This window comes from Paenibacillus sp. J22P218, from assembly GCF_056269195.1.
This window is the reverse complement of sequence record NZ_JBWDNL010000008.1, coordinates 230,726-241,506: the sequence shown is the minus strand read 5'-3', so window position 1 is coordinate 241,506 and position 10,781 is coordinate 230,726. Positions and strand designations below refer to the sequence as shown.

Annotated in this window: 11 protein-coding genes; 6 read left to right on the top strand and 5 right to left on the bottom strand. The window is 48.8% G+C overall.

The window, feature by feature from the left end; translation table 11 throughout:
* The first annotated feature begins 398 nt into the window (after window positions 1-398).
* Window positions 399-1,937, top strand: coding sequence for a glutamine-hydrolyzing GMP synthase (gene guaA / locus AC0YN0_RS28380; protein ID WP_475824308.1), 1,539 nt, complete (start codon window positions 399-401; stop codon window positions 1,935-1,937).
* Window positions 1,938-2,028: 91 nt separating this feature from the next.
* Here guaA and AC0YN0_RS28375 read toward each other — a convergent pair whose 3' ends face one another.
* The 5 genes from AC0YN0_RS28375 to AC0YN0_RS28355 all read right to left on the bottom strand — a co-directional run bounded on the left by AC0YN0_RS28375 (window position 2,029) and on the right by AC0YN0_RS28355 (window position 5,338).
* Window positions 2,029-2,691, bottom strand: coding sequence for a metallophosphoesterase (locus AC0YN0_RS28375; protein WP_475824307.1), 663 nt, complete (start codon window positions 2,689-2,691; stop codon window positions 2,029-2,031).
* A 208-nt stretch (window positions 2,692-2,899) separates the two neighbouring features.
* Window positions 2,900-3,415, bottom strand: coding sequence for a hypothetical protein (locus AC0YN0_RS28370; RefSeq protein WP_475824306.1), 516 nt, complete (start codon window positions 3,413-3,415; stop codon window positions 2,900-2,902).
* A gap of 31 nt (window positions 3,416-3,446) precedes the next feature.
* Window positions 3,447-3,839 carry a hypothetical protein gene (locus AC0YN0_RS28365; RefSeq protein ID WP_475824305.1) on the bottom strand — a complete coding sequence of 131 codons (393 nt, stop codon included), beginning with the start codon at window positions 3,837-3,839 and terminating at the stop codon, window positions 3,447-3,449.
* 199 nt (window positions 3,840-4,038) lie between these two features.
* Window positions 4,039-4,812 carry a lysostaphin resistance A-like protein gene (locus AC0YN0_RS28360; RefSeq protein WP_475824304.1) on the bottom strand — a complete coding sequence of 258 codons (774 nt, stop codon included), beginning with the start codon at window positions 4,810-4,812 and terminating at the stop codon, window positions 4,039-4,041.
* A 1-nt stretch (window position 4,813) separates the two neighbouring features.
* Window positions 4,814-5,338: a PadR family transcriptional regulator gene (locus tag AC0YN0_RS28355; protein ID WP_475824303.1), complete on the bottom strand. Its 525-nt coding sequence runs from the start codon at window positions 5,336-5,338 to the stop codon at window positions 4,814-4,816.
* Window positions 5,339-5,527: 189 nt separating this feature from the next.
* On the opposite strand from AC0YN0_RS28355, the gene AC0YN0_RS28350 reads away from it, so the two are divergent.
* From AC0YN0_RS28350 to srtB, 5 genes are all read left to right on the top strand, one after another.
* Entirely contained in the window at window positions 5,528-6,385 is an 858-nt protein-coding gene (locus AC0YN0_RS28350) for an AraC family transcriptional regulator (protein WP_475824302.1), read from the top strand.
* Window positions 6,386-6,542: 157 nt separating this feature from the next.
* A complete protein-coding gene (locus AC0YN0_RS28345) occupies window positions 6,543-7,517 on the top strand; it encodes an N-acetylglucosamine kinase (protein WP_475824301.1) in 975 nt (324 codons plus the stop codon).
* Window positions 7,518-7,564: 47 nt separating this feature from the next.
* A complete protein-coding gene (locus tag AC0YN0_RS28340) occupies window positions 7,565-8,872 on the top strand; it encodes a 6-phospho-beta-glucosidase (RefSeq protein WP_475824300.1) in 1,308 nt (435 codons plus the stop codon).
* A gap of 337 nt (window positions 8,873-9,209) precedes the next feature.
* Window positions 9,210-9,827, top strand: coding sequence for a carbohydrate-binding protein (locus tag AC0YN0_RS28335; protein ID WP_475824299.1), 618 nt, complete (start codon window positions 9,210-9,212; stop codon window positions 9,825-9,827).
* 122 nt (window positions 9,828-9,949) lie between these two features.
* The gene (srtB, locus tag AC0YN0_RS28330; protein WP_475824298.1) at window positions 9,950-10,729 is read left to right on the top strand and encodes a class B sortase; all 780 of its coding nucleotides are present in this window, start codon (window positions 9,950-9,952) and stop codon (window positions 10,727-10,729) included.
* The last annotated feature ends 52 nt before the right edge of the window (window positions 10,730-10,781 follow it).

Genomic DNA, 10,781 nt, shown 5'->3' with positions numbered 1-10,781 from the left:
AAAAGGCCGTCCACTAGATATCGGTGGACGGCCTTTCGTTCTGCTTCGCAGAAGACACAGTACGGACTCAAATGACACGTATAGTCCATTTCACGTCCAATCGTCCTGCTTACGGACACCAGCGGCGCTAACTACACAAAACGAGTCTGGTTTGGAGCGTAAAAGCCAAATTAGAGCTTCTCAGGTCCGCAACACGCACAAATATACTCTAAAACCACAATTAGCGCGTCTACGGTCCGTAAACAAACCAACCCACACGAGTGCCATACGCTCACTGCCCAAACTAACCCATCTCCAACACCCCAAACATTGCCAATTCGCACCTGCGTACGCATTCGCCTTGACTCGCTTAAACCCCCTTATATATAATTACTACATCTATTGAGGGAGGCTCGGTAATGACTAAGCAAAATGAAATCATCGTTGTTCTCGACTTTGGGGGACAATACAACCAACTAATTGCACGCCGTATTCGTGATTTGGGCGTATACAGCGAGCTGCTGCCTTACAACACGTCGGTGGAGCGGATCCGCGAATTGCAGCCTAAAGGCATCGTATTCTCGGGAGGACCGGCTAGCGTTTATGAGGAAAATTCACCGCTTGTAGATCCAGCGATTTATGACCTGAACATTCCAATCTTCGGTATCTGCTACGGCATGCAAATGATGTCGCACCAGCTTAACGGCAAGGTTGAACGCGCAGGCAAGCGCGAGTACGGCAAAGCTGAAGTTGACTTTGTGGAAGGCTCGCAAATCGGCTTCGGACTCGACAAAGTCCAAACGGTATGGATGAGCCATGGCGACCATGTCGTTGAACTGCCTGAAGGCTTCCAAGTCGACGCAAGCACGGAGCATGCTCCCGTTGCGGCGATGAGCAACGCGGACCGCAAGTTCTTCGCGGTGCAATTCCACCCGGAGGTGCGTCATTCGGAGTTCGGCACGGATATGATCCGCAACTTCCTGTACCACATCTGCGATTGCGATGGCAACTGGTCGATGACGTCGTTCATTGACGATACGATTCAAGAGATTCGCGATCAAGTCGGCGACAAAAAAGTACTTTGCGCCCTATCCGGCGGCGTTGATTCCTCCGTTGTAGCGATCCTGCTGCACAAAGCGATCGGCGATCAGCTTACTTGCATGTTCATCGACCACGGCATGCTGCGCAAAGGCGAAGCGGAAGGCGTTATGGAAACCTTCGTTGGCAAGTTCGATATGAAAGTTCTTAAAATCGATGCGCAGGAGCGTTTCCTAAGCAAGCTTAAGGGCGTAGACGACCCTGAACAGAAGCGTAAAATTATCGGCAACGAATTCATTTACGCGTTCCAAGAAGAGTCGGACAAGCTGGAAAACTTCGAGTTCCTAGCACAAGGCACGCTCTATACGGATATCGTTGAGAGCGGTACGGCTACAGCGCAAACGATCAAGTCCCATCATAATGTCGGCGGCTTGCCGGAAGACATTAAGTTCAAGCTTGTTGAACCGCTTAAAGCGCTGTTCAAGGACGAAGTTCGTAAAGTCGGCGAAGAGTGCGGCTTGCCGGAAGCGATCGTATGGCGTCAGCCGTTCCCGGGTCCGGGTCTTGCGATCCGCGTGCTTGGCGAAGTGACGGAAGATAAGCTTCATATCGTACGCGAATCCGACGCTATTCTTCGCGACGAAATCGCGAAAGCGGGTCTTGACCGCGAGATTTGGCAGTACTTCACGGCGCTTCCGAACATGAAGAGCGTTGGCGTAATGGGCGATGCTCGTACGTACTCGTACACAGTAGGCATCCGCGCGGTTACTTCGATCGACGGCATGACGGCTGACTGGGCGCGTATCCCTTGGGATGTGCTCGAGAAAATCTCCGTTCGTATCGTCAACGAGGTCGACAACGTCAACCGTATCGTTTATGACGTAACATCGAAACCGCCTGCTACCATCGAGTGGGAATAAATATAGAGAGCGTGAAAGTCTTATTTAATAAGGCTTCTACGCTCTTTTTTTGTTTATCCGCAACATGTTGCAACCCGTCCAAATTCCGAATTTATTTACTCTTCTTTATCACATATTCCTGCCACACAAAGCTGTCGCTATCTTGTTTTCGCTTTTCAAAACTGGAGTATTTGCCTGAAACCGTATCATACTTCAGAACAGGTATTGTTTTACTCGTACGAGTATCACCATCGATATAGAAGTGGCTTTGCTTGTCCCAATAAACTTTATGAAAATCGATTTTTCCACTGATTTCAGATGTCGATATATGCCCTGCAATGATGTCCTTTAAGAATTTGCCTGTTGTATGAGGGTATTTGCTGCAAAAATAATAGTTTTCCGATCCCCATTTCCACAATTCCTCTGCTTCTTCATCTATGCCCGCATGGACAAAAATCTGCTTATCGGTTTCATAATAGTATGGCAAGCCTCTGAGCCAAGTAATAATAGCAGTGTCATGAAATAAACTGGCTTTGGATCGTATATCCTCTAAAAACATGAATTCGTGATTGCCGGCCAAAACGATAACTTGATCTTTGTAGTTCTCTTGCAGTTCTTTGATGAAATATAGGATGGTAACATCCTGCGAATGGATGTCTATGTAGTCACCCAATAAAATCAATTGGTTCTCTCCGCTCCAATCCATTAAGCTTAGCGTTTCTTTGAATAGAGTTAATTCCTCATGGATGTCTGACATTGCGTAGATATATGCCATGTGCAATCCTCCCGCTATAAAGTTGAGCGTAGAAAGTCCGAATTTAAAACAGTGGGGGACAGATACGTATGGCCTATGCTTTGGGTTAATCCGTATCGGTTGGTACAGGTTTGTCAAAGGGGTGCTGCTCGCGATGCTTTTTGCCTTGCTGGCGTTGGCGCTGTATGCGTTAGGGTACGTTCTTGTACATTCTGGGTCAGCTCTCGCATTAACTCCAAGCTTCTGAAAATCCAGCAACAACTTTTACTAAGTAATCATATGTAAAACCCCGTTTACCGGGATACTGGTTGTCTGCAATGTCTTTTAATCGTTTGTACAAATCCGAATCCTTTGGCATCTTATCTCTGATCGCCTGAATGGACTCATCTTTTGCATCGTTGACAAAAGAAGCATGCTCAATACGGAAGTGGTTCAGAATAAGCCATTCAATAGGCTCGGAAGCCTTTACAAAAGGTTCGATTTTTTTTAATGACTCTAAATTTTCTTCGGCCCATAAATACCAGTTGTTGAGAATTTTTTTTGCGGTTGGAATATAAACTTTGCAATCCATGACGGATTCGAGTTCTCTCACGAAATCATCGAATTCAGAATCATATTCGACTCCTTGCGTTTTATCTAAGTTTTTGGATTGGAAGTAGGTTATTCGTGATTTGTACATTTGATTGATTCCATGGCAATGTTTTTCTACATATTTGATTGTCTTAATCATTTCACTTGATTTCATATTTTTCCTCCTCGATCTATTGTGATTTTCTTTACTGTTGCTTTAAAATATCTTCTTTCATTTCAAGCAATTTTGCAGCCTTCAATACCAACCGAACCACGAATGATTTATGTACCCTTGCAACATGGAAGATATCTTTGAAATCCACTTGCAATTCTTCAATGCATTTTAAAACGGAGAGCTCAAGATTAAGTGTCGTACTATAATCGATCTCGCCTTTTTCGCTGCTTTGATATTCATATGGAACTTTAGCGTCTTTAACCTTTTCCCAGTTAACCGATTTTTTGATCGGAAAAACTTCTCTTACTTTTTGATTAATGATGTATCCATAAGTAGGCGAAACTCCCTCAGCCTTCTCCATTTTTTGTTTTTCCATTCGAAGAATGACTTCGGCTTCATGACTTAGTCTCATTTGTATTCGCATTGGAATATCTCCTCTCAGTAGACTACGAAGTCTAAGTGACTACGTAGTCTAATATACTGCGTTGCCGGATCTTTGTCAAACGTTTCGTAACAATAGAAAAAATACTCTCTTTATGTGCGTTGTTACGCAAATAGAAGGGAGTATTTTTTTCCTGTATGAAATCCAATCAAACTGCAATTTTGGTTTCATTCGGCTCTGATTAGTTTAAATTCCCGTAGTTGTGCGAGAGCTTTTGGGAGAGGACAGCCGCTTTTCTCTGACCGGATACGATCAGCCACACGAGCTGGGCGATTAGAATAATGATGACCAGGTAGTCGTACAAGTGCGTGCTTGGGGTATTGCCGGTAAAGTTGATGAAGTTATGCAGGCCGTGAAAAATGATCGTTAACCAAATCGCGCGATGTTTTGCAACGAGCAGGGCAAGCACGAATCCGAGAATGAAGGCATAGACGATTTGGAGTATCGTATCCTGCATGGACTGGCCGCCAAGCGCCTGCAGTGCGTGCGTTACGCCGAAGAGAACGCTGGATACGCCAACCGCGATGGCTTTGCCCTTCTGCATCAACGCCCGCAGCATAATGCCACGGAACAACGTCTCTTCAACAAATCCAACCAGGAATAGCTGGGACAGCAGCATATAGACAAAATAGGAAGCAGGCTGCGCTTGAAAGCCATGATTTGCGATCATCAGGACAATTAAGATAAGCAGCAACGGCAGGTAGTCTGCCCATTGTCTGGCCGTCAGGCTGTGAAGGCTGCCGAAATAGAACATGCTCCATTTTTTGGTCACGGACAAGTAGATCAACAGAAACAAAGCGATGGGCACAAAGCCAAGAAACGGAGCGAGCGGATGCGTCATTTCCGTTATGGAGACATAAGCGCTGCCGCCGGCGACGCACACGATTAAGGCAAGCTCGATCAGAATGAGGATCAGATAGGGACGTTTCACCGCATAGTCGGTTTGTGTTTTCATGTTAAAACTCCTTTTTGTTCATAATTTGTTTGAGCCATTCATTCTCCATTTGGAAAAATTGCAGACCGTAATGCACCGTGGAGACCCGGTAGTAGTACTGATCTTTATTTTCAAGCTGCTCCAGTTCTTTGGAGACAATGGCCTGAACCGCGTTCATCTGCTTGATTTGAAGCTCTATGGCACGCTGATAGTCGCTTAGGTTGCGTTGCCTTGTCTCTTCGTCGAGATAGTCGTAGAAAAAGATCTTGACCATATATTCGCGTTTGTTCGACTTAAGCGGCTCCCGCAGCCATGTGATGAAATGCCGCTGCCCCTTCTCGGTTACGGCGTACAGCTTCTTGTTCTTGCTGTCATTCGTTTCCTCCTCGGTAACATAAGCTTCGTCCACGAGACGTTTTAATGCCGGATACAGACTTCCGTAGCTCATTTTGTAAAAGATGCCGATCGTCTGCTCCGTAACCTTTTTAATATCGTAGCCGCTCATTTTTCCTTGCATAAGCATGCCAAGCGTAACCAGTTCAATCATGGGATGTCGTTCGCTCCTTTTATAAAAATATATCTAGTTGATATATCTATTTGATACATTTAATTTATCCGATTTACCTTATGTTGTCAATAAGGTATTTTGATCAGTTTCTGACCTGGCAATGAAACGCTATCTCTGCTCTGCTATAATCAAGGGATTAGCAATAAGATAACGGGGGAGAACGCCGCGATGAACAATCCATCTACGACCATTACAAAGGATGAAATAAGATTTGATCCATCCTTTCCTATGACGATTACGCAGACGCGCGGCGTGAGTCCGACCTTTCAACGGCTGCATTGGCATAAGGCGCTTGAAATTAATTACATACGAGAGGGAAGCGGATATTACCTTATCAACGGCAATCGCTACGACTTTCAGCAAGGCGATATTGTGCTGATCCACTCGAATGACCTGCATCGGGCTTTCGAATCGGAAGGGCTTGTTATGACCATCGTGATGTTCGATCCTGCCTACTTGGCACTGGAGCACCGGTATGACAGGGAGCTGCTGCTTCCGTTCCGCGAGCTTGGCGCATCGCTCGAATACGTGTTGGACCGGGACCATCCGCAGTTGCCAAGGCTGCAAGAGGCAATCGCGGTCATGTATGATGAAAACGCGCGCAAGGAAGCTCATTTCGAGACGATCGTCCGGGCACAGCTTATTCAGTTTGTTGCGCTTGCAGGCCGCTACTTCATGAGGCGGGAGAGCGGCGGGAGCCAACCGCTCCGGGGAATGGAAACCATGCGGGAAGTGCTTCATGCGATCGAAGCCGATTATGCGAGGCCATGGACGCTGCGTTCACTGTCCGAGCTCGCCCATCTCAGCCCATCGCGATTCAGTACGCTGTTCACGCAGGTGGTAGGAACGTCGCCGATGGATTATTTGATTCAGCTTAGGCTGGCGCATGCTGCAAGCTTAGTGCGGGAGAGCGATATGAAGATGATTGAGGTAGCCGAGGCTTGCGGCTTCCGCAACTTGTCCAACTTCAATCGCCTGTTCAAGCACTATTTCGGCCTATCGCCGTCTTCGTTGCGAAGAGGGTGAAAACAGTAAGATAGTATCATTGCATCGCGCCATTGCAGGAGAGCGCGGTGCTTTTTTGTTATATGATAGTCGTAACAAAAGCACGAAAGTAACGATCATTCGGAGCACGATGCCCGGTACTTGATATTCGGCTCGATACTTCGATCAGATAAAGGATGTGAGATTCATTTTATTTCTAGGCGTAGATGCGGGAGGCACCAAGACACACGCTTTGCTCGTCGATGAAGCAGGCCGTGTGCTCGGCCAAGGATATGCGGGCAACGGCAACCATCAGACGGCATTCGCACAGGCGGGAGTTCATATCGACAAAGCGTGCGGGGAGGCGCTGCAGGCGGCAGGCGTGACGAAGGAGCAGGTGGACTTCGCCTACTTCGGACTTGCCGGCGCCGACCGAGAGCCGGATTATGTTATATTGCGCCCGATGATCGGGGCGCTTGGCTTCGGGAAGTACGCGATTGCATGCGATACGATGATTGGCATGCGGGCGGGAACGACCCGCTCCTATGGGGCGGTCATTATTAGCGGTACGGGCTTTAATGCCGCGGCCCGCAATGCGAAGGGCGAGGAGCTGCAATACGGCGGCTTCGGCTACTTGTTCGGCGACGGTCAAGCTTCGGGCTCCGATCTGGCGATTCATGCGTTCCGCAGCGCGATACGCGGATGGGAAGGCAGGGAGCAGTCAACACTGCTGAGCGACATCGTCCCGAAAGAGCTTGGTTATCTTTCGGTGAAGGCGATGTACGATGATGCGCTGGATAACGGCGTCCGACCGCCGAGAACGCTTGGCAAGCTGGTGTTCCAAGCCGCCGCTCAAGGCGATGCGGTGTCGATTCGTATTTTGCAGCAGGCGGGACATGAATTGGCGGTTTCGGTTAATGCGCTCATTAAGCGGCTCGGCATGCAGCAGGATGTATTCGATGTGGTGCTGACGGGCAGCGTGCTGTCGCGAGGCGCAACGAATCATATGGTGGAAGCGATCAAGAAATCGGTTGGCGAGATTGCGCCAAATGCGAGCGTCGTGAAGCTATCGGTCGATCCGGTCGTCGGTGCGGTCATGAGCGCAATGGATCAAGCGGGTATTACGATCGATGAGGCGTTGGATAAGGCGCTCAGGCAGATCACGTTCCAATAAGTATCAATTAAGTATTTACCATATCCATTACGGGGAGGATAATCGCTATGAACAAACAAGGCTTGAAAATCGCAGTCATCGGGGGCGGCTCTTCTTACACGCCCGAGATCGTTGAAGGCTTCATTAACAAATACAATGAGATGCCTATTCGTGAGCTATGGCTCGTCGATATTGAAGAGGGCAAGCATAAATTGGAAATCGTTGGCGAGCTAGCAAAACGTATGGTGGAGAAGTCAGGGCTTCCGATCAAAGTGATGCTGACGCTCGATCGGCGCGAGGCGATCGCGGGCGCAGACTTCGTTACGACGCAAATGCGTGTCGGCTTGCTTGCAGCAAGACGCCGCGACGAACACATTCCAATCTCGCACGGCGTGATCGGTCAAGAAACGACAGGGCCGGGCGGAATGATGAAGGCGCTGCGCACGGTTCCCGTTATTTTGGACATTTGCCGCGATATCGAGGAGTTGGCGCCGGACGCTTGGCTGCTCAACTTTACGAATCCTGCGGGCATCGTGACCGAAGCGGTACTGAAGCATAGCAAGGTGAAAACGGTTGGCCTTTGCAATTCGCCAATCAACTTCCAAAAGTTTGTCGCGAAGGAGTACGGCGTAACGGAGCGCGAGGTGCTGCCCGAATTCGTAGGCATTAATCATCTGCACTGGGTGACGGCCGCTTATGTGAACGGAGAAGACAAGCTGGAAGAGATGATCGAGGGCGGCAGAAACTACTCGGCAACAAATGTGACGGCCTTTGATTGGGATTATGATTTCCTGTCGTCGCTTGGCGCGATACCGACTTATTATCTGCGATATTTCTACATGACCGATGTTATGTATGCGGAGATGAAGGAGTCGATGGAGAAAAACGGTACCCGCGCGGAAGTTGTCAGCCGTGTTGAAGCGGAGTTGTTCGAGTTGTACAAGGATGTTAATCTAAGCGAGAAGCCAAAGCAATTGGAGAAGCGCGGCGGTGCGTATTATTCCGAAGCTGCTGTTAACTTGATGCATTCCTTGTATACCGACAGACGTGATATTCAGACGTTGAACGTTCGCAATAACGGCATTATTCCGTTCCTCCCCGAGGACGCGAGCATTGAGGTGAACTGCGTCGTGACGGCGCAAGGTCCGATCGCTTTGCCTCCGCAGCGCGTTCCTGAGCAAATTAAAGGGCTGCTGCATGCGGTCAAAACGTACGAATCGTTGACGATAGAAGCGGCTGTGACGGGTGACAGAGGCATTGCGCTGCAGGCGATGGTCCATCATCCGCTTGTTCCGAGCATCGCCGTGGCGAAGCAATTGCTGGACGAGATGCTGGAGAGCAATAAAAGCTACTTGCCGCTATTTTTTGCGAAATAAAAAGAAATCCATATGGAAATCGCAAGCCCTTGCCTGAGCTTCTCGGCAGGGGCTTTTTTGTATTCTTCCTCATGCAAAACGGTCGTTTATAGGTCTACAGTATTGCATTACACTCGAAAATTTAATTTTGTCTTATATTGGATTTTTTGAAGAAATCGTATGATTCCTATGAAAAACGATTTTTGGTTAAAAATGCAATATTAAGTTATGAAAGCACTTCCATTTTGTTGGAGGTGAAGGGGGGAACGGCCGATCCACTCAGGGGTCGCACACTTGCCAGGATGGGTAGACAGAACGATATGAAGTCAATCATCTAAAATGACGAGGAGTGTTTTCCATGAAAAAAAGGTATTCGGTTATGATTCTGGTTCTCGTGTTGTTCGTATTAAATTCTGCGATTGCTTTCGCCGCTATCGATCCTTACAGCCCGATCGCAACTTCCGCTAACACGGAGCTGAACAGCGACTCCGGCAAATTTTCCGACGGCAATGGTCCCCGCATTGAGGACAACGAAAACAAAAATATCGGTTATATCGTAGCAGGCAACTATGCCAAATACGGCGAGGTTCAATTCGGCGATGCTGGCGCCTCCAAAGTGAAGATCGAGGTAGCCACACCGTCAGAAAGCGGCACGATCGAGGTATATACAGGTGCGCCGACAGGCACGCCGATCGCAACGATAGAATATAAGTCGACAGGCGACTGGCAGGCTTACCAGTGGTTCGAAGCACCGGTTTCCGGCGTGACGGGAACGCAAGACTTGTTCGTGGTATTCGTCAGCGGCGACCTCAACGTGCGCAACGTTCAGTTCGAATCGGCAGACGGCGCGGCGGCACCGGCGGCGGAAGCCAATCCGAAGACTGGCGATTCAGGCGTCATGCTCTATGTAGTGCTTGCGGCTGGAGCTGCTATGCTCATGGTTCTGTCGAGAAAAAAATTCGCTAAGCAATCCTAATAACGAATGACTGATTTAACATAAGCAAGCCAATGAGGATGTCCCTTTGTCATAACGATGGCGAAGGGACGTTCCTGTTAGAGGGCATAGCGGGCTCACGAACGGGGAACGGAGTGAATGCGATGAACGCTTGGTGGGAGACGAGAATACGGCAAGCGCTGCTCGTTGTCGGCGCTATTGTCTTTTTGTTTGCGAGCATCCGGATCGCGGACTATTACATGGACGGCTACAAAAACAAGAAGGTGTACGCGGATTTCCGGAGCGCCTATGCCGAGCCGCTGGAGGAGCAGCTTCCCGAGCCAGCAGGGACAACTGCCGGAACATTGGCTGACGAACCGGAGGAGCCCATAATCAATCCGAAGATTGCGGCACTGCAGGAAACGAACAAGGACATTGTAGGCTGGGTGCGCATCGAAGGAACTCCAATCGATTACCCGGTCGTGCAAGGGGAGGACAACGCCTTTTATTTGAAGCATGACGCGGAAGGCGGCAAGAACAAGGCCGGCAGCATCTTTATGGATTACCGCAATGACGCAGGCGGCGATAACCGCAATACGATTGTTTACGGACATTACATGAAAGACGGCACGATGTTCGGGAAGCTGCAAAACTACGAAAGCTGGTGGACGTTCGATCGATTGAAGACGATTGATTTCGAATTGTTGACGGGGGACGAAGAGTGGGTTGTCTTCTCCGCTTATGTAGCCGATCCATCCTTCGATTATATTCGGACAGAGTTTGATTCGGACGAACAGTTTCAGTCGTTTTTGGGCGACATTCAGAAGCGGTCGCTTCATCCGTCTAATGTGAAGCTGACGGCAGACGACAAGATTTTGACCCTATCGACCTGCTCCTATGATTACGACAATGCCAGGTTTGTCATTCACGCCGTACGGCGTTGAGATGCGCAAATCCGATTCAATTACAAGTTATCGGCTCTATTGCCGGGCAAGG